Source organism: Photorhabdus antumapuensis, from assembly GCF_020387775.1.
Lineage (GTDB): Bacteria > Pseudomonadota > Gammaproteobacteria > Enterobacterales > Enterobacteriaceae > Photorhabdus > Photorhabdus antumapuensis.
Genome location: NZ_JAHZMK010000033.1, coordinates 63,426 through 86,866 on the forward strand (window position 1 = coordinate 63,426; position 23,441 = coordinate 86,866).

Annotated in this window: 6 protein-coding genes; 5 read left to right on the plus strand and 1 reads right to left on the minus strand. The window is 43.3% G+C overall.

Annotation, left to right across the window (positions count from 1 at the left end; translation table 11 throughout):
- Positions 1-215 precede the first annotated feature (215 nt).
- From KZ793_RS14185 to KZ793_RS14205, 5 genes are all read left to right on the plus strand, one after another.
- Positions 216-6,767: a Tc toxin subunit A-related protein gene (locus tag KZ793_RS14185; protein ID WP_225815929.1), complete on the plus strand. Its 6,552-nt coding sequence runs from the start codon at positions 216-218 to the stop codon at positions 6,765-6,767.
- 484 nt (positions 6,768-7,251) lie between these two features.
- Positions 7,252-14,049: a Tc toxin subunit A-related protein gene (locus tag KZ793_RS14190; RefSeq protein ID WP_225815930.1), complete on the plus strand. Its 6,798-nt coding sequence runs from the start codon at positions 7,252-7,254 to the stop codon at positions 14,047-14,049.
- Positions 14,050-14,105: 56 nt separating this feature from the next.
- Positions 14,106-18,524 carry a SpvB/TcaC N-terminal domain-containing protein gene (locus tag KZ793_RS14195; protein ID WP_225815931.1) on the plus strand — a complete coding sequence of 1,473 codons (4,419 nt, stop codon included), beginning with the start codon at positions 14,106-14,108 and terminating at the stop codon, positions 18,522-18,524.
- A 52-nt stretch (positions 18,525-18,576) separates the two neighbouring features.
- On the plus strand, positions 18,577-18,897 hold the full coding sequence (locus KZ793_RS14200; protein ID WP_225815932.1) for a phage holin family protein: 321 nt from the start codon (positions 18,577-18,579) through the stop codon (positions 18,895-18,897).
- 160 nt (positions 18,898-19,057) lie between these two features.
- Complete coding sequence (locus KZ793_RS14205; protein ID WP_225815933.1) at positions 19,058-21,955, plus strand: RHS repeat protein; 2,898 nt, start codon at positions 19,058-19,060, stop codon at positions 21,953-21,955.
- Positions 21,956-22,033: 78 nt separating this feature from the next.
- Here the strand turns inward: KZ793_RS14205 and KZ793_RS14210 are convergent, their stop codons facing one another.
- Positions 22,034-22,945, minus strand: coding sequence for a LysR family transcriptional regulator (locus tag KZ793_RS14210; RefSeq protein WP_225815934.1), 912 nt, complete (start codon positions 22,943-22,945; stop codon positions 22,034-22,036).
- Positions 22,946-23,441: the final 496 nt, after the last annotated feature.

Here is a 23,441-nt window from a genome sequence, read left to right on the forward strand (position 1 = left end):
GCCATTTAAAGAAATTATAGATAATAACTTTATGAAATAGTTAATTATTGAATAATATCTTTTTATTTTTCAGCCATTTTCAACCTATTCCATTTTGTTATCAGTCGTCATATTGGCTGCCCTCTTTTAATGAATACTAAGAATCTTTTTACTGCATTCATGGGACTCAGAGCAGCATAAATATTTTATTTATTTAACATTTAAAAGGAATAATCATGAGCACAATCACGCCAGAACGCCCTGAAATAACACAACAGAACCGACTGCATGAAGCGAGTATCCTCAAACGCGCTAATCCTCAATTACAAAATGCGGTACACCTTGCTTTAACCACCCCCCATGCCGATCAACAAGGTTATAACAGTAAATTTGGTGGCCGCGCCAGCCAGTATGTTCCCCCCGGCGCAGTTGCTTCCATGTTCTCTCCCGCCGCTTATCTGACCGAACTTTATCGGCAAGCGCTCGGTTTACATGCAGATAATTCCGATTATCATTTGGATAAACGCCGCCCTGATTTAAAATTACTGACACTCAGCCAACAAAATATGGATGATGAAGTTTCTACACTTTCTCTATCTAATAAGGTGTTGCTGGAAGGGATTAAGAAGCAGGCCGGACTGGAAAGCCATACTGATGTGATGAAAGCGCTATCAACCTTTCGCCCTGCTGGTTCGATGCCGTATCACGATGCTTATGAAAATATATGTAAAGTTATTCAGTTACAAAATCCGGTATTCGACCAATTTAGTCCATCACCAGAAACAGATATCGCTAAACTGAAATATCAAGCATCCCTGTTGGGGATGAATATTTCCATCTCTCCAGAACTATTTAATATCCTAACAGAGCAGATTACAGATGATGATGAAGAGATTAAAAGGCTCTATAAAAAAAACTTTGACGATATTCAGCCTTCTTTAATGGCAACGCTAGAATATCTAAAAAGCTATTATAATTTGACTGATGAAGAAGTTAACCAGTTTATTGACCAACGAAATATTAAACTAATACATGAGGAAATGAATTCCGAATATGGTAGCCAACAACCGGCTCAATATTATCTACTCAAGCTTAATAAGATTATTCTTCTGTTACGAGCCACAGAAATGGCACCGGAACTCCTTAAAAACATTGCCTTTAGTAGCACTTATCAGGCAATATCCCAACCTATAGAAGTCACCCTAGAATATAGCCCTACTATATACGATGACCTGAACGATATACCAGACATCAATATAGAGATATTAAAGAAAATCTTTCGCGTTAAATACTATATGCAGCGTTACGGTATTGATGCTGAGACTGCATTAGTACTGTGCAATACACCCATTTCACAAAATTACTATAGCCGTAGCCCCAATCAATTTAGTCGTTTATTTAATACCCCACCATTGAATGGCCAGGATTTTCACGTTTGGGATGAAGAGATTGATTTAAGCCAAAACAATACTGATAACCAACAAAAAGAAGTGCTTAAACGTGCATTTAATGTCGATGATATCTCGCTTTATCAATTATTAAAGATGATTCATCGTGACAATGACAATGGAAAAATAACCAATAACTTAACTAATATTTCTTATCTCTATTTAGCCAAATTACTGGCAGATGTCCATCAGTTAACTGTTAATGAACTGAATTTACTGCTGGTTGCCATAGGTGAAGGATCAACCAGTTTATCTGGGATCAGTGATAACAATCTGTCTGTTTTAATCGACAAACTTTATAGCGTTACCCAGTGGCTACATACACAGAAATGGAATACATACCTGTTGTTTATGATGACCACCTCCAACTATAACAAGATCCTGACGCCGGAAATCCAGAATCTGCTAGATACTGTCTATAATGGTTTGCAAGGCTTTAACAGTGAAAACGAGGCAAATCTCCTGTTGAAGATCTCTCCTTATATCGCCGCCGTTCTACAATTGCCATCTGAAAATGCCGCTCACTATGTACTCATTTGGGCAGATCAACTAAAGCCTGGTGCGGGTACAATGACAGCAACAAAACTCTGGGAATGGTTACAAGCTCAACACAATCCAAAACAATCAACTGCTGTCACACCAGAACAAGCAGCCCAATATTGCCAATGTCTGGCACAACTGGCGCTGATTTATCGTTCCACCGGCCTGAGCGAAAACACTTTACGTCTGTTTGTCACACAACCGCAACTTTTTGGTCTTACCGCAGGAACAACGTCAACACACAATGCATTATCGCTGATAAAACTGACGCGTTTTACTGACTGGGTTAACTCTCTGGGTAAAAAAGCTTCTTCTGTACTGACCGAATTTGAAAAGGGGACATTAGAAGCAAAACAGTTGGCTGATGCCATGAATCTTGATAAAAATCTACTGGAGCAAGCCAAGACTCAAGCCAAAGTTAATTTCTCCAACTGGTCATCTATCGATACCATCCGGCAATGGGTTAATATCGCGCACCAATTGAACATCTCTCCACAAGGCATTTCTGCACTGGCGCAAGTATTGGATATAGAATCTCCCTCTGACTATAACCAATGGGAAAACATAGCAGCCATATTAACCACAGGACTGGACACCCAAAAGGCCGATGCCCTGCATATTTTTCTGGATGAGTCTCGTAGCGCCGCATTGAGTAAATACTATATCGGTAAAGTTGCTCGTCAAAATCCAGCGATTAAAAACCGTGATGACCTGTATCAGTATTTATTGATTGATAATCAGGTTTCCGCCGCGATAAAAACGACTCAGATTGCTGAGGCAATCTCCAGTATCCAGTTATATATTAACCGGGCATTGAAAAACATGGAGGGAAACGCAGTTTCGCAGGCTGTCACCCGGCCATTCTTTACCGATTGGGATAAATATAATAAACGCTACAGCACCTGGGCCGGTATTACTAAGCTCATTTACTATCCTGAAAATTACATCGATCCGACAATACGAATTGGGCGAACAAAAATGATGGATACGTTGCTGCAATCCATCAGCCAGAGTCAATTAAATACCGATACGGTAGAAGACGCCTTTATGTCTTATCTGACGTCATTCGAACAGGTAGCTAATCTGGAAATCATCAGCGCCTATCATGACAACATCGATAGCAATCAGGGATTAACCTATTTTATCGGGCACAGTAAAACCGAAGTTAATCAATATTATTGGCGTAGCGTGGATCACAATAAATTCAGCGACGGTAAGTTCCCCGCTAACGCGTGGAGTGAGTGGCTCAAAATTGACTGCCCAATGAATCCCTATAAGAGCACTATTCGCCCGGTAATTTTCCAATCCCGCCTGTATCTGATCTGGCCAGAGCAAAAGAAAATTGCTAAACAGGCAGATAATAATCAAACCGTTGAAGATTATTATTATGAACTAAAACTGGCACATATCCATTACGACGGTACCTGGAATACACCAATAACCTTTAATGTTAGTAGTAAAGTATCTGATGTTTTGAATACACCGAATTTATTAAAAATATTGAAAGAATTGACAGCAGCGAGAATATACCATAAACAATTAGAAAAAAATATGAAGCAATATGATGATAAAAATAATCCTCAATATCAAATTGACCTAAATGCAAAACAAGGAGAAGAAGAAAGGATACAAAGGCTACAAGAACAACTAGAGCTGGAGCTAATGAAACAACAACTAGGATTCTATTGTGCAAATCATCAAGACAATAAATTACTGGTAATGTTTTATCGCAAACGAGATGACTTGGATGAGTATAAGAGAAAAGTAGAAAAGTTAGCAGAAGCAGAAGCAGAAGCAGAAGCAGAAGCAGAAGCAGAAGCAGAAAAAAAATTAGAAGAATTAATGCAAGGACTGTATATCTCCTCCAATATGTTATTTGAAGGTATAGAGCCTAAACAGCACAAAACTATTTATGAACTCACCTATAGTCAATTTGACACTAACAATGTCATAAGGGTGAATAACCGGGATCCTATTACCCATGAAATTAAAAACGATAATATCCTGACCCTTTACCACGACACAAACGGGGCGCAATATATGCAGTGGGGAGGTTATCGTATCCGTCTTAATACGCTGTTTGCCCGTAAATTAATTAGTCGCGCTACAGCCGGGATCGATACTATTTTAAGTATAGAAACGCAGAAATTGCCAGAACCTCAGTTAGGGAAAGGTTTTTTTACTCATCTCATTCTTCCTAAATATGATCAAACCGTACATGGCAATGAGCGCTGGTTTAACATTCATATAAGAAATGACAATAAACTGATGAATTTATACTACAAGGGAACATTAACTGATAGCGAAACTAGCGCCACTCTTTTTATCCCTTGGGCTAATACACAAGAGCGAGTCGAAATCGCGGTAGAATATCAGAGGAAGTTCTATCGAGATCAACAAAACGGGGAAACCGCTTTATTCCATTTTGATAAAACCAATGAGAAATTTGTGTTGGTTAATGACGCTGATAATAAGTCAGTAGTGATAAACGATGCTGATGCAATCGTCAATAAATATAAAGGCTTTCTTGATGTTTCTATTCTTATCGATCAGCACACGGAACCCATGGATTTCAGCGGTGCCAACAGTCTCTATTTCTGGGAATTGTTCTACTATGTTCCAATGCTGATTGCTCAGCGCCTGCTACACGAACAAAACTTCGATGAAGCTAATCGCTGGCTAAAATATATCTGGAATCCGTCTGGTTATATTAAACATGGTCAGATTCAACATTACCACTGGAATGTTCGCCCGTTGCTGGAAGATACCCGTTGGAACGATGATCCACTGGATTCGGTCGATCCCGATGCTATAGCGCAATATGATCCAATGCATTACAAAGTCGCTACTTTTATGCGTACCCTTGATCTGTTACTGGACCGTGGAGATTACGCCTATCGTCAGTTAGAACGAGACACGCTCAATGAAGCCAAAATGTGGTATATGCAGGCACTACATCTGTTAGGCGATAAACCCGATTTATCGTTCAGTTCAGAGTGGAGTAAGCCAAGTTTAGGTAACGCTGCCAAAATGGAAAAGCAAGAAGAACACGCCCAAGCAATGACCGCCCTGCAACAAGGTGATGTTAGTCGGCACAACAACCCGACAGATCTTTTCTTGCCACAGGTCAATGAAGTGATGCAAAACTACTGGCAGAAACTGGAACAACGACTGTATAACCTGCGCCACAACCTCTCTATTGACGGCCAACCGCTACATCTGCCTATTTACGCTACACCGGCAGATCCAAAAGCATTACTTAGCGCCGCTGTCGCTAGCTCCCAAGGTGGAGTAGCTCTCTCACAGTCATTCATGTCACTGTGGCGTTTCCCACAGATGCTGGAAAACGCGCGCGGTATGGTAAGCCAGCTCACTCAATTCGGCTCCACGTTGCAAAATATTATCGAACGTCAGGATGCGGAAGCCTTAAACACACTATTGCAGAATCAAGCAGCAGAACTGATATTGACCAATCTCAGCGTACAGGACAAAACCATCGCAGAGCTGGATGCGGAAAAAACCGTACTGGAAAAATCCAAAGCCGGGGCGCAATCACGCTTTGACAGCTACAAAAAGCTATACGATGAAAATATCAATGCGGGTGAAAACCGGGCTATAGCATTGCATGCCTCCGTTGCTGGCCTCAGCACCGCCCTGCAAGCATCACGTCTGGCCGGTGCTGCGCTTGATCTGGCACCCAACATTTTCGGTTTTGCTGATGGCGGTAGCCGTTGGGGGGCAATTGCCGAAGCGACAGGTAATGTTATGGAATTCTCCGCCAGTGTGATGAACACCGAAGCGGATAAAATCAGCCAGTCAGAAGCCTATCGCCGTCGTCGTCAGGAGTGGGAAATCCAGCGTAATCATGCCGAAGCAGAGATAAAACAAATCGATGCTCAACTTCAATCACTGACAGTACGCCGTGAAGCTGCGGTATTGCAGAAAACCAGCCTGAAAACCCAACAGGAACAAACTCAGGCGCAATTGACTTTCCTGCAACGTAAATTCAGTAATCAAGCGTTGTACTACTGGCTACGTGGTCGGCTAGCTGCTATTTACTTCCAATTTTACGATTTGGCCGTAGCGCGTTGTCTGATGGCTGAAATGGCTTATCGTTGGGAGACTAATGATACCGCAGCAAGCTTTATCAAACCCGGCGCCTGGCAGGGAACCCATGCGGGTTTACTGGCTGGTGAAACCTTGATGCTGAATTTGGCACAAATGGAAGATGCCCATTTGAGGTGGGATCAACGCGCTCTGGAAGTAGAGCGGACCGTTTCACTGGCGCAATTCTATGGAGCACTGCCAGAAAAATCATTCAATTTGACCACCCGGATTTCTGCCCTGATAGCAGGTGGTACAACTGACCCCGTTGATAATCATTCCGTTACATTAGAAAACGACCAACTAAATGCCAAAATCTCTCTGTCAGGTTTGTCATTACATAATGACTACCCAGAAGGCAACGGCGTAGGCAACATTCGACGCATTAAACAGATTAGTGTCACCCTGCCAGCCCTGTTAGGGCCATATCAGGATGTACAAGCCATTCTGTCCTACGGAGGAAGTGAAACCGGATTAGCTGAAAGCTGTAAATCACTGGCGATTTCTCATGGAATCAATGACAGCGGTCAATTCCAATTGGATTTTAACAACGGTAAGTTCTTGCCGTTTGAAGGGATAGCGATTAACGATACCGGCACATTGACATTCAGTTTCCCGCATGCGACTAGCAAACAGCAAGCCACGTTGCAGACACTGAGCGATATCATTCTGCATATTCGCTACACCATCCGCTAATAACCATCTCAATTAAATACTAAAGGCAGGCTCCTAAACGGGGCCTGAACCTTGCACGAATATATACCACACCCACAGTCTGCTCTCTTAACCTGTCTGGCGCTCGTTATAACAGAGATATTTCCTTTTCTCGTGAGTCCCATTGCCTACTATAAAATATCAACCCTCTTCTTTTTCATAGCATGCCATATGTAACAAAAGCAACTATTTCAATTTGTTATTGTCAATCAATTATATTACTTACAATGCAATTATAAATTTTGTTATTGCATCTCAATAGCCATTTAACTAAATAATAACATTGAGAAATAGTTGATAGTTAAATGGTGTTTTTATTTGCCGTTATTTTCAACCTAATTTCAAACCGCTATCAGACGTTACCTGTGTTGCCTTTGTTTTGATGGATATTAATAACCTTATTTATATCCATGATACTCAGACCAGCATAAATGTTTTATAGACTCAATATTTAAAAGGAATAAGCATGAACACACTCAAGATAGAATATCAACAAGCATTAGGAAAGGGTTTTACTTCTCTGACTGATATTTGCCACCTCTCTTTTGAAGAGCTTCGCAAAAGAGTGAAAGATAAACTTTCGTGGTCACAGACCCAAAGCTTATATCTTGAAGCACAGCAAGAACAAAAGAAAAATCTCCTGCATGAAGCCCGCATTCTGAAACGCGCTAATCCTCAATTACAAAGTGCGGTACATCTTGCCCTGACAACACCTCATGCTGACCAGCAAGGTTATAATAGCAGATTTGGCAACCGCGCTAGTCAGTATGCAGCCCCTGGCGCAATTTCTTCTATGTTTTCTCCTGCGGCTTATCTGGCTGAACTTTATCGCCAGGCACAGAATTTACATGACAAAGATTCTATTTATCATTTGGATAAACGGCGTCCAGATCTACAATCACTGGTGCTCAGCCAGAAAAGTATGGATACGGAGATTTCCACACTTTCTCTGTCTAACGACATGTTGATGAAAGGTATTAAGACTCAGCTTAGATTAGGCCAACATACTGAGGTAATGGCAATATTATCAACTTTCCGCCCTACTGGTTCGATGCCGTATCATGATGCCTATGAAAGTGTGCGTAAGGTTATTCAGTTACAGGCTCCTATCTTTGAACACATTAGTACATCACTAGAAACAACTATCGATGAACTAAAATATCAAGCTTCTCTGTTGGAGATTAATGCTTCTGTATCTCCTGAATTTTTCGAAATTTTAAAGGAGGATCTAAATATAAAAGATGAACAGAAGCTAAGTAAAATTTATAAAGAAAATTTTGGCAATATCCCCTCCCCTTCGATAACAAAAACAGCATATCTAAAAAACTACTATAACCTGACCGATGGGGAATTTAATTATTTCAGCAAAAAGATTAAACAAATAGATGAACTAAAGAATGAGAAAGAGAGTATTACCCAACGTTATCTGCTGAAATTCAATAAGGATATTCATCTATCTCGGGCAACCAAACTTTCACCAACAATCCTGAATAGCATCGCCACTGATATTCTCCAAAAAGCACTTCCAGCAAACCTTAACCTTAATGACGAACCAGAAACATATGTAGGCGTATTAAGGAAAGCTATTCATATTAAATACTATATGCAACGTTATGGTATTGATGCTGAAACTGCATTAATACTATGCAAAGCACCAATTTCAGAAAATCCTTCTCATTCCAATCTAACCAAATTACTGGCAGACATCCATCAGTTAACTATTGATGAACTGGGGTTACTGTTGAACGCCATCGGTAAAGAAACAACTAATTTATCTACCATCAGTCATACCGATCTGGCGACTTTGATTGACAAACTTTATAACGTCACCAGGTGGCTACGTACACAGAAGTGGAGTGTCCATCAGTTATTTGTAATGACCACCACCAACTATGACAAAACCCTGACACCCGAAATCCAGAACTTATTGGATACTGTATATAACGGTCTGCAAGATTTTGACAAGAAAAAGGCAAAAACCAAAGAAGAGCTATTAAAAGCCATATCTCCTTATATCGCCGCAGCTCTGCAATTACCATCTGAGAATGTTGCTCTCTCCATGCTGGACTGGGCAGATAAACTAAATTCTGGCAAAGCAAACAAAATGACGGTAGATACACTCTGGAACTGGTTGCGGAAAAATCCCGATAGAACTCAATCGAAACCAACAGGAACAGCAGCAATAGCTGGAATAGCTGGAGTAGCTGGAGTAGCTGGAATAGCCGAAGCAGCCGAAGCAGCCGAAGCAGCCGAAGCAGCCGAAGCAGCCGAAGCAGCCGAAGCAGCCGAAGCAGCCGAAGCAGCCGAAGCAGCCGAAAAAACTACGCCAATTCAACAGGCTGTCCAGTACTTCCAATGCCTGGCACAACTAGCGTTGATTTACCGTTCTACCGGCCTTAGCGAAAACACCTTAAGTCTGTTCGTGACACAGCCGCGACTCTTTGTTATCAAAAACAAAACAACTGAAACAACACCAACACATGACGTATCAACACTAATGTCACTAACGCGTTTTACTGACTGGGTTAACTCACTAGGCGAAAACGCCTCTTCTGTATTGACCGAATTTGAAAAAGGAACATTAACAGCAGAACTATTGGCTAACTCCATGAATCTTGATAAAAATCTACTGGAGCAAGCCAAGACTCAAGCAGAAGCTGATTTTTCCAACTGGTCATCTATCGACACTATCCGGCAATGGATTAGCATCTCGCGTCAATTGAACATCTCCCCACAAGGTGTTTCTACATTAGCTAAAATGCTGACTGCAAAACCTCCCTCCAATAACTATACCCAATGGGAAAACGCCGCTGAGATATTAACCGCCGGGCTGGACACCCAAAAAGCCAATGCTCTACATGCGTTTCTGGATGAGTCTCGCAGTACTGCGTTAAGCGCGTACTATATTTATTCTCATAACCAAAAAGATCGAGAAGCAAGAAAACATACGGTAATTAAAAACCGGGATGACCTATATCAATACCTATTGATCGATAATCAGGTTTCCGCCGCCATCAAAACCACAGAGATTGCGGAAGCTATCGCCAGTATCCAACTGTATATTAACCGCGCGTTGAAAAATATGGAGGGAGATACTGTCACAAGTGTCACCAGCCGCTCATTCTTCACCAACTGGGATAAATACAACAAACGCTACAGCACCTGGGCCGGCATGGCTAAACTCCTTTACTACCCAGAAAATTACATCGATCCGACGCTACGTATTGGTCAGACAAAAATGATGGATGCACTGCTGCAATCCATCAGCCAAAGCCAATTAAATATCGATACCGTAGAAGATGCCTTTAAATCTTATCTAACGTCATTCGAACAGGTGGCTAATCTGGAAGTCGTCAGCGCCTATCATGACAACATTAATAATGACCAAGGATTGACCTATTTTATCGGACGCAGTAAAACAGAAGTCAATCAATATTATTGGCGCAGTGTGGATCACAATAAATTCAGCGAAGGTAAATTCCCCGCTAATGCCTGGAGTGAGTGGCACAAAATTGACTGCCCAATTAACCCCTACGAAGATACTATCCGCCCGGTAGTCTACCAATCCCGCCTGTATATTACCTGGCTGGAACAGAAAAAGGTGACTAAACAGGAAGGTGACAAAACCACCTCGGGTTATTATTATGAACTGAAACTAGCGCATATTCGTTATGACGGTACCTGGAATACACCAGTCACCTTTGATGTAAATAAAAAAATATCTGATCTAAATCTAGAACCGAATAATGTACTAGGACTCTATTGTGCAAGTTATCAAGGCAAAGATAAACTACTAGTAATATTTTATCCAAAACGGCCAGAAGATGCAGATTACAAACTTGAATCTATTGCTATGCAAGGATTATATATCTCCTCTAATATGTCAGAAGAAGAGATGGCCCCTGGTAATTATAGATACAATATTTATAAACAGTTTGATACCAATAATATTATTGGAGTCAATAACCGCTATGCAGAAAGCTACGAAATCCCTTCATCAGTAAACAGTAATAACGGTTATGATTGGGGAGAAGGCTACCTCAGTATGGTGTATGGCGGAAATATTTCAGCCATCAGCCTGGAATCTACATCAAATAACTTAAAAATCCGAATTTCACCAAAGTTAAGAATTATTCATAATGGATATGAGGGTCAGCAACGCAATCAATGCAACCTGATGAAGAAATACGGTAAGCTTGGTGATAAATTTATTATTTATACTACGCTAGGTATTAATCCAAATAACTTATCAAATAAAAAATTCATCTACCCTGTTTATCAATATGGGGACACTGCCAAAAAAGGGAAGCTACTATTTTATCGGGATAGTGCCACGAACTTTGTAAGAGCCTGGTTCCCTATTCCTGGATCACAACAAGCACAAGAAATATCCACAGATAATATCAGTGGTAATGATGGCTATATCACCCATTCGCTTACAGACGAAGGATTATTCACAAAATATTTCTATATGGATGACCACGGCGGTATTGATACCGATGTTTCTGGACCAATAAACATCAATACAACCATTCTCCCGGAAAAAGTTCAGGTAAAAGTGAATTCTGGCAGTCAGAGTAATCAGCAGAACACTTTTACAGCTAAAACACACGGTTCTAATACACCATTACCCAGCTTCGAAGAGATGATTTATCAGTTTAAGCCTCTCGAAATAGACGTTTCGAATCTGAATTTTATTAATAATTCAGCGAGTGTTGATATCACCTTTACCGCATTTGCTGAGAAATTTGACGGTGATAATAATGATCGTAAGCTGGGAGAAGAACATTTCAGTATTCCTATTACTAAGAAAGTCAATACGGATGATGTCCTATCCCTTCACAGCGATCCTAGCGGGGCGCAATATATGCAGTGGGGAAACTCTCTCATTCGCCTTAATACACTGTTTGCCCGTCAATTAATTAGCCGCGCCAACGCGGGGATAGATACTATTTTGAGCATGGAAACTCAAAATATTCAGGAACCTAAATTAGGGGGAAATTCACCTAATGCTACGGAACCAATGGACTTCAACGGCGCCAACAGCCTCTATTTCTGGGAACTGTTCTACTATACCCCAATGCTGATTGCTCAGCGTTTGCGGCACGAGCAAAACTTCGATGAGGCTAACCGTTGGCTGAAATATGTCTGGAATCCATCTGGCTATATTGTCAATGGTCAAATGCAGAATTACCGCTGGAATGCCCGCCCATTACAAGAGGACACCAGTTGGAACGATGATCCTTTAGATTCATTTGATCCCGATGCCATAGCTCAACACGATCCAATGCACTACAAAGTCACCACCTTTATGCGCACCCTTGATCTGTTGATCGAACACGGAGATTACGCCTATCGCCAATTGGAGCGGGACACACTCGCCGAAGCCAAAATGTGGTATATGCAGGCACTGAATCTATTAGGTGATAAACCTCATTTACCACTCAGTTCAACATGGAGTGATCCAGAGCTAGGAGAAACCGCAGCTCTTGAAAAACAACAGGCACATGCCAAAGCAATAGCAGATTTACGACAAGGCCAGCCTACAAGTGGAAGCAACACAGATCTTTTCCTGCCGCAAGTCAACGAAGTGATGCTGAGCTACTGGCAGAAACTAGAACAACGATTGTATAACCTGCGCCATAACCTCTCTATTGATGGTCAACCTTTACATCTGCCTATTTTCGCAACACCGGCAGATCCAAAAGCGTTGCTCAGCGCCGCTGTCGCCAGTTCACAAGGTAGAAGTAATCTTCCGTCAGAATTTATATCGGTTTGGCGTTTCCCACATATGCTGGAAAATGCCCGTAGTATGGTCAGTCAGCTAACCCAATTCGGCTCCACGTTACAAAATATTATCGAACGCCAAGATGCGGAGGCATTAAACATGCTGTTGCAGAATCAGGCGGCAGAACTGATATTGACCAACCTCAGCATACAAGACAAAACCATTGAAGAGCTGGATGTTGAAAAAACCGTACTAGAAAAAACCCGCGCCGGAGCCCAGTCGCGTTTTGATAGCTATAGCAAATTCTACGATGAAGACATCAACGCAGGCGAAAAACAGGCAATGGCGTTGCGTGCTTCCGTCGCTGGCCTCTCTACTGCTCTTCAAGCATCACATCTGGCGGGCGCAGCACTTGATTTGGCACCTAACATCTTCGGCTTCGCTGATGGTGGTAGCCATTGGGGAGCAATTGCCCAAGCCACAGGTAATGTCATGGAGTTCTCCGCCAGTGTTATGAACACCGAAGCGGATAAAATCAGCCAATCTGAAGCCTACCGTCGGCGTCGTCAGGAATGGGAAATTCAGCGTAATAACGCCGAGGCAGAGCTGAAACAAATCGATGCTCAGTTTCAATCATTAGCAGTACGCCGCCAAGCCGCCGTATTACAGAAAACCAGCCTGAAAACCCAACAAGAGCAGACTCATGCACAACTGACCTTCCTGCAACATAAGTTCAGTAATCAGGCGCTGTACAACTGGCTGCGTGGTCGATTGTCCGCCATTTACTTCCAGTTCTATGATTTAGCGGTAGCCCGTTGTTTGATGGCCGAAATGGCCTATCGTTGGGAGACTAACGATGCCGATGCACGCTTTATCAAACCCGGTGCCTGGCAGGGAACCCATGCGGGTTTGCTGGCGGGTGAAACCTTAATGCTGAATCTGGCACAGATGGAAGATGCCCATCTGAAACAGGATAAACGCGTGCTGGAGGTAGAACGTACTGTTTCATTAGCAGATCTCTATAAAGAGAAAGATCAATTTTCCCTGACTGAGGAAATTGCAAAACTGGTGAAGAATAAATCAGGCACTGCCGGTAGCGGAAGTAATACCCTGACGTTTGGTACAGGAAATGCCGAAACCTCTCTGCAAGCATCCGTTTCGTTAGCTGACTTACAAATTTGTAACGACTACCCAGAAAACAGTGGGGTAGGTAACGTCCGACGGATTAAACAGATCAGTGTCACCCTGCCGGCTCTATTAGGCCCCTATCAGGATGTGCAGGCGATTCTATCTCACAGCGGAGATGCCCACGGATTGGCTGAAAGTTGCAAATCATTGGCGGTTTCTCACGGGATGAATGACAGCGGTCAGTTCCAACTGGATTTCAACGATGGCAAATTCCTGCCATTTGAAGGAATCGGAATCGATAAAGGTACGTTGACATTAAGCTTCCCGAACGCAACCGGAAAGCAACAAGCCATGCTGGAGAGTCTGAACGACATCATTCTGCATATTCGCTACACCATTCGCCAATAACGATTTTAATTAAGCGCTAAAACAGGCCCCTGAATGGGGCCTGCAAGGAGTCTTTCATGCAAAATTCACAAGATTTCAGTATTACAGAACTATCATTACCCAAAGGGGGAGGCGCTATCACAGGAATGGGGGAAGCGTTAACCCCCATCGGACCGGATGGTATGGCCGCGCTATCTCTACCATTGCCTATTTCCGCCGGGCGCGGTTATGCCCCTCCACTTGCCCTGAACTACAACAGCGGTGCCGGTAACAGCCCATTTGGTCTGGGTTGGGATTGCAACGTTATGACCATCCGCCGCCGCACGCATTTTGGCGTTCCCCATTATAACGAAACCGATACCTTTCTGGGGCCGGAAGGCGAAGTACTGGTGGTAGCGGATCAACCGCGTGATGAATCGACATTACAGGGTATCAATTTAGACGCCATCTTTACCGTTACCGGATATCGTTCCCGTCTGGAAAGTCATTTCAGCCGCTTGGAATATTGGCAGCCCAAGACAACAGGCAAAACCGATTTTTGGCTGATATATAGCCCAGATGGGCAGGTACATTTACTGGGCAAATCACCGCAAGCGCGGATCAGCAACCCGCTCCAAACTACTCAAACAGCACAATGGTTGCTGGAAGCTTCTGTGTCACCACACGGTGAACAAATTTATTATCAATATCGTGCCGAAGATGACACTGGTTGCGAAGCTGATGAAATTACGCTCCATCCACAGGCCACAGCACAACGTTACCTACATATCGTGTATTACGGCAATCGAACAGCCAGCGAAACGTTACCCGGTCTGGATGGCAGCGCCCCATCACAAGCAGACTGGTTATTCTATCTGGTATTTGATTACGGCGAACGCAGTAACAACCTGAAAGCGCCACCAGCATTTTCGCCTACAGGTAGCTGGCTTTACCGTCAGGACCGTTTTTCCCGTTACGAATATGGCTTTGAGATTCGTACCCGCCGCTTATGCCGTCAAGTATTGATGTATCACCACCTACAAGCGCTGGATAATAAGATAAAAGAACACAACGGACCAACGCTGGTTTCACGCCTGATACTCAATTATGACGAAAGCGCAATCGCCAGCACGCTGGTATTCGTTCGTCGAGTGGGACACGAGCAAAACGGTACTGCCATCACCCTGCCACCATTAGAATTGGCATATCAGGACTTTTCACCGCAACATAACGCTCACTGGCAGCCGATGAATGTGCTGGCAAACTTCAATGCCATTCAGCGCTGGCAGCTAGTTGACCTTAAAGGCGAAGGATTACCCGGCTTGCTATATCAAGATAAAGGCGCCTGGTGGTACCGCTCCGCACAACGTCTTGGCGACATTGGCTCAGATGCCGTCACTTGGGAAAAGATGCAACCTTTGTCTGTTGTCCCTTCCTTGCAAAGTAACGCCTCGCTGGTGGATATCAATGGAGACGGCCAACTTGACTGGGTTATCACCGGACCAGGATTACGGGGATATCATAGTCAACGCCCAGATGGCAGTTGGACACGTTTTACCCCACTCAACGCTCTGCCGGTGGAATATACTCATCCACGCGCGCAACTCGCCGATTTAATGGGAGCCGGGCTCTCCGATTTGGTGCTGATCGGCCCTAAGAGTGTGCGTTTATATGCCAATACTCGCGACGGCTTTACCAAAGGAAAAGATGTGGTGCAATCCGGTGATATCACACTGCCAGTACCGGGCGCCGATCCGCATAAGTTGGTGGCGTTTAGTGACGTACTGGGTTCCGGTCAGGCACATCTGGTTGAAGTGAGCGCGACTAAAGTCACCTGCTGGCCTAATCTGGGGCATGGACGTTTTGGTCAACCTATTACCCTTCCGGGATTTAGCCAGCCAGAAACAACGTTTAATCCTGCTCAAGTTTATCTGGCCGATCTGGATGGCAGCGGCCCGACTGACCTGATTTATGTTCACACAAACCGTCTGGATATCTTCCTGAATAAAAGCGGCAACGGTTTTGCCAAACCAGTGACATTATTCTTCCCAGCAGGAGTGCGTTTTGATCATACCTGTCAGTTACAAGTGGCCGATGTACAAGGGTTAGGCGTCGCCAGCCTAATATTAAGTGTGCCGCATATGACTCCGCGTCACTGGCGCTGTGATCTGACCAGCGCAAAACCGTGGTTACTCAGTGAAATGAACAACAATATGGGGGCTCATCACACCTTGCGTTACCGTAGTTCTGCCCAGTTCTGGTTGGATGAAAAAGCCGCGGCACTGTCTGCCAAACAAACACCGGTTTGTTATCTACCCTTCCCGGTACACACCCTGTGGCGAACGGAAACAAAGGATGAAATCAGCGGCAACCAATTAGTAACAACACTACGTTATGCGCATGGCGCCTGGGATGGACGTGAGCGGGAATTTCGCGGATTTGGTTATGTTGAGCAGAAAGACAGCCATCAACTGGCCCAAGGCAACGCGCCAGAACGCACACCACCTGCGCTGACCAAAAACTGGTATGCCACCGGATTGCCTGTAATAGATAACACATTATCGACAGAGTATTGGCATGGTGATAATCAGGCTTTTGCCGGTTTTTCACCACGCTTTACGACTTGGCAAGACGGCCAAGATATTCTACTAACACCGGAAAATGATAACAGTCAGTACTGGCTAAACCGGGCACTGAAAGGTCAACTGCTACGCAGTGAACTATACGGCGAGGATGGCAGTGCACAGGAAAAAACTCCCTACACAGTCACTGAATTTCGCCCACAGGTACGTCGGTTACAGCATACCGATAGCCGATACCCTGTGCTTTGGTCATCTGTAGTTGAAAGCCGCAACTATCATTACGAACGTATCGCCAGCGATCCGCAATGCAGCCAAGAGATTACGCTATCCAGTGACCTATTCGGTCAACCGTTAAAACAGGTTTCGGTACAGTATCCGCGTCGCCAGCAACCGACAATCAGTCCGTATCCAGATACGTTACCTGATGCTTTATTTGCCAACAGCTATGATGACCAGCAACGCCAATTACGGCTCACCTATCAACAGTTCAGTTGGCATCATCTGACCGACAATAACGTTAGGGTGTTAGGATTACCGGATAGTACCCGCAGCGATACCTTTACTTACAGCGCTGAACATGTATCTGCTGGTGATCTAAATCTGGAAATCCTGAGTGTTAAAGATGGCCTGATTGCGGATAATAAACCGCGAGAATACCTTGGCCAGAAAAAAACCGTTTATACCAATGGGCAAAATGCCGCGCCATTGCAAACGCCAACACGACAAACTCTGGTTGCCTTTACCGAGACAACGGTATTTAGTCAACCCACACTATCAGCGTTTGATGGGAGTATCCCATCTGCTCAATTGTCAACGACGCTGGAACAAGCCGGATACCAGCAAACAAATTATCTATTCCCGCGCACTGGAGAAGATAAAGTCTGGGTAGCCCATCATGGTTATACCGATTACGGTACAGCCGAGCAGTTCTGGCGCCCGCAAAAACAGAGCAACACCCAACTCACGGGCAAAATCACACTCACTTGGGATGCAAACTATTGCGTTGTCACACAAACCCGGGATGCTGCTGGACTAACAACCTCAGCCAAATATGACTGGCGTTTTCTGACTCCTGTGCAACTCACAGATATCAATGACAATCAGTACTTTATCACGCTGGACGCACTGGGTAGGCCAATCACACAGCGCTTTTGGGGAACTGAAAACGGCAAGATGACCGGTTACTCTTCACCGGAAAAAACATCGTTTTCTCCACCATCCGATGTGAACGCCGCTATTGAGTTAAAAAAACCGCTCCCTGTAGCACAGTGTCAGGTCTATGCCCCCGAAAGCTGGATGCCAGTATTAGGTCAGAAAACCCTCAATAAACTGGCAGAGCAAGACCGGAAAAAGTTATATAACGCCCGAATCATCACCGAAGACGGACGCCTCTGCACACTGGCTTATCGCCACTGGGCACAAAGTCAAAAGGCAGCCCCTCAACTCATTGGCCGGTTAAACAACGGTCCCCGTTTACCTCCTCACAGCCTCACATTGACTACGGATCGTTATGACCATGATCCTGAGCAACAGATACGCCAACAGGTAGTATTCAGTGATGGCTTTGGCCGCTTGTTGCAAGCGGCCGCCCGACATGAGGCAGGCATGGCGTGGCAACGCAATGAAGACGGATCTCTGATTATAGATGTCAAGCATACTGAGACTCGTTGGGCAGTGACTGGACTGACGGAATATGACAATAAGGGACAACCGATACGCACCTATCAGCCCTATTTCCTCAATGACTGGCGATACGTCAGCAATGACAGTGCCCGGCGGGAAAAAGAAGCTTATGCAGATACCCATGTCTATGATCCCATTGGCCGAGAAATCAAGGTTATCACCGCAAAAGGTTGGTTCCGTCGAACCTTGTTTACTCCCTGGTTTACTGTCAATGAGGATGAAAATGACACAGCTGCTGAGGTGAAAATGTAACTTGATCAATCCCGCCTGACTAACAGGCGGGAAACATAGATAGAGGTGAAAGGTGTTGCTCATAATACCGTCAGATACTCAACTTATTATCTGGTTGATCATTGGTTTTATTGCGGCCTGGGGCGGATTAGTAAGGTACCTCATTGATATGCAAAACAAACAATATAAATGGAGTTGGATCAACGTATTCTGTCAACTCATCATCTCCTGTTTTACCGGTGTACTGGGAGGACTGCTGAGTTTTGAAAGTGGCGGCAGCATCTATATGACTTTTGCGATTGCAGGTTTATTCGGCACAACAGGAAGTACCGGATTGAACTGGCTCTGGCGCCGCCTCGTTATGCATCATCATGATCATGGCAGAAAGCAATAAAACATTTCCGCTGCCACAACAAACCCTCTGCCTCCAGTTAAATCGGGAAATTATCTACTACACTATTGTAGGAAAACTAATAGGTAGAAAAACTAACATACAGACAAAAATTGCGATTACAGAAAAGATGACACACAACAACTCAACAACGAGGTAAATCATGAAAAACATTGATCCTAAACTTTATCAAAAAACCCCTGTCGTCAACGTCCACGATAACCGAGGTCTGACGATCCGTAACATCAATTTTCACCGTACCACCGCAAATGGCGATACCGATACCCGTATTACCCACCATCAATACAATACTCACGGACACCTCAGTCAAAGCATCGATCCGCGCCTATATGAGGCCAGGAAAGCCAACCGTACGATCAAACCCAATTTTCTTTGGCAGTATGATTTGACCGGTAATACCTTACGTACAGAGAGCATTGATGCAGGCCGCACTGTCACTTTGAATGATATTGAAGGCCGTCCGCTGCTGACGGTAACTTCAACAGGTGTTATACAAACCCGACAATATGAAATGTCTTCCCTGCCCGGTCGTCTGTTGTCTGTTACCGAACAAGCACCAGAGGGAAAAACATCCCGTATCACCGAACACCTGATTTGGGCTGGCAATACCGAAGCAGAGAAAAACCATAACCTTACCGGCCAGTGCGTACGCCACTATGACACAGCGGGAGTTACCCGGTTAGAGAGTTTGTCACTGACCGGTACTGTTTTATCTCAATCCAGCCAACTATTGATCGACACTCAAGCGGCAAACTGGACAGGTGATAACGAAACCGTCTGGCAAAATATGCTGGCTGGTGACATCTACACAACCCTGAGCACCTTTGATGCCACCGGCGCTTCACTCATTCAAACCGATGCGAAAGGGAACATTCAGAAGCTAGCCTATGATGTGGCCGGGCAGCTAAGCGGGAGCTGGTTAAAACTAAAAGGCCAGCCAGAACAAGTGATTATCAAATCCCTGACCTATTCCGCTGCCGGACAAAAATTACGCGAGGAACACGGCAATGGTGTTATCACCGAATACAGTTATGAACCGGAAACCCAACGGCTTATCGGTATCAAAACCCGCCGTCCGTCAGACACCAAGGTGTTGCAAGACCTACGTTATGAGTATGACCCGGTAGGCAATGTCATCAGTATCCGTAACGATGCAGAAGCCACCCGTTTCTGGCACAATCAGAAAGTAGTACCGGAAAACAGTTATACCTACGACTCCCTGTATCAGCTTATCAGTGCAACCGGACGCGAAATGGCGAATATCGGTCAACACAGTAACCACTTTCCCTCCCCGGCTCTACCTTCTGACAATAACACCTACACCAATTATACCCGCACTTATACTTATGACCGTGGCGGCAATCTGACTAAAATCCAGCACAGTTCACCGGCTACGCAAAACAACTACACCACGTATATCACGGTTTCTAACCAGAGCAATCGCGCAGTGCTGAGCACACTGACCGAGGATCCGGCGCAAGTAGATGCTTTGTTTAATGCAGGCGGACATCAGAACACGTTGATACCAGGACAAAATATGAACTGGAATACACGCGGTGAGCTGCAACAAGTAACACTGGTGAAACGGGACAAGGGCGCCAACGATGATCGGGAATGGTATCGTTATAGTGGTGACGGAAGAAGGATATTAAAAGTCAACGAACAACGGGCCAGCAACAACGCTCAAATACAGCGCATAACTTATTTACCAAGCTTAGAACTCCGTCTAACACAAAACAGCGCGACCACAACCGAAGATTTGCAAGTTATCACCGTAGGAGAAGCGGGCCGGGCACAGGTACGAGTATTACACTGGGAGAGCGGTAAACCAGAAGATATCGACAATAATCAGTTGCGTTATAGCTACGATAATCTTATCGGCTCCAGTCAGCTTGAATTAGACAGCAAAGGAGAGATTATCAGTGAGGAAGAGTACTATCCCTATGGTGGAACTGCATTATGGGCAGCAAGGAAGCAGACAGAAGCCAGTTATAAAACCCTCCGTTATTCAGGCAAAGAGCGGGATGCCACCGGGCTATATTATTATGGTTACCGGTATTACCAACCGTGGGTAGGACGATGGTTAAGTGCCGATCCGGCGGGAACAATCGATGGGCTGAATTTATATCGGATGGTGAGGAATAATCCAATTAAATATCATGATACTGATGGTAGAGCCCCTGAAATTAAAGATGTCGAACACACTGTTATATATGGTTTCAGTCATCACCGCGGATCTGAGATGGGAAAGGCATTCGCTACTAATAAGAATCCGGTTACCATCGATGAGTATAATGCCGGGCTTGGTATCATGGGTGAATTAAGTCTGTCTGATTATTTTAGAATTTCTCAAAATCTTAAAGAAGACAGTCCGCCTAAATTGAATGAGGAAAATATAAGAGCCAACTCACTTAAATATCTGGATGCTATGGATATAAAGGTGGATTCAGCTACGGATAAAATTAAACAGGAAGCCTATGAACAACAATATGCTTACACTGCATCATGGAGTTTTCATATGGTGGAAAATAAAGGAAAATTAGATATTCAGAATAAGGTAAATAATCTTCTACCCAAAAAGGGTTTTTTTAGCGGATTTTCCGGCAAAGAACGGTTCAAGAAATTAGATGCGTTCATTTTAAAAAATAGCGATGGTAACGATTTCCCTATTCAAAGACAGAGAGATATATTAACGAAATTTGCTTCCGCCGGAAATGCAGGAGAACTTGAAAGCACCTTATCAGCAGAAGACCAATCATGGCTAAAAAATACTATTGCCACGGCATTCTTTAGACAAACAAGTAAATTAGGTATGGATTGGTTTATAAAACAACTAGCATCACCTGATTTCAGATTTGTTATGGCTGGATATAACGGTGAAAAATTGACTATCGAGCAGTTAAAATCAGATCAACCCTGGAAAACAGGAAAAAGAAGGAAAGAAGGTCCGAATGAATATGCCGAAGCAATAACTTTCTCTGAAATTCGTCACGCTTATAGAAAGGGATACAACAGTAAAATAAACTTTATCCAGAAATAATTAATAACAAGCCATGAGAGAATATTTACCTCATGGCTTACTTATTTTTTACTGTAGCATTCAATATTAAATCAAACTCTAAAATATCAAATCAGAAATTAATGAATTTAATGGTTCTTTATATTTATTTCTGAGAACATAAGCACAATACCTTACCGATAGTGCTGGACGTGATTCAAAATTCAGAAATGCTATACCTTTATCAATATGGGCAGAATAGCGCATTTCATTGGGTGTCATTAAACTTATCGCCACACCCGCTTTTACCAATTCTAACCTATTAGTAAAATCAGGGACCGCCAATAACGCTAAATTCTGGTATTCAGGCAGATAATTCAATAGCATAAAATTATCGCATTGTTTTAAAAAGGCACTATTATGCTGAACCAAAGGAAAACCAGATATTATTTCATCAGCATGACTTTCCGGTTCTAAAATATCATTGGATACGGCAAGAGACAGAATTTGATAAGCACCATCTATCCTGATGATATCATCATTATCTGGATAACATTCAGTCGTCACATAAACTGTTATATCGCCTTTCATTAAGGAAGAAAATACCGCATCTTGTCTTATCAAATCATCAATTAGAAAATTATTGATTATACAAATATCGCGGTAATGATAACGTTGCACCGCTCTTTTTACGACCGTAGATATCTTATTAACATATTCTCCGCTTGTGCCAATAACCAGTTTATCTCTGTTTGATAATTTATAATTTCTACGACAATTCCAGTTATCCTCAACTTTCTGGATCCTTTCATAACACGGCAGCAACTCTTGATATAGTGCCTTGCCCTCTTCCGTGAGCTTGGTTTTTCCCGGTAGTCGCTCAAATAATTGGTACCCCACACGCTGTTCCAGTTGATATACGAGCCTGCTAAGTGGAGAGGGGGTAATACAAAGCGTATCCGCGGCTAACGTGAATGACTCTTTCTTAGCTGACTCCATAAAATACTTTAGTTGCTTTGAACAAAATATCATCACATACCCTCCTTGTTTTCATTCCAGAAATATACCCTTCATCTTTCAAGCTGCTGCTTTGTTGGCTGCTTTCACTCACCCCAGTCACATAGTTATCTATGCCCCTGGGGATTCGTTCACTTGCCGCCTCGCTGCAACTCGAAATCTATTAGGTATAGAATATTAACCATAGAACATGACAACGATGTTTCTACTTTGCATTCTTTTACATTAGAACATGCATTAATTGATATTGGATTTCACCACTTCCATTCTTAATATTTATTTAATACTTATATAATTATTATAAAATAAATATAATTGACCACTACATTAGGGTAATTATTTTAATGAATAATAACATTACCTTATTGAACATAAATATATCTCATTATCATTCATATTTTATACTTCAATTAGTTACAAATATTCCGATAATATTTACATTAAATGAATTCCAGTATAACATTAAACAAACTACATAATTAATACTCACCACAACTGAATTTCACTATTC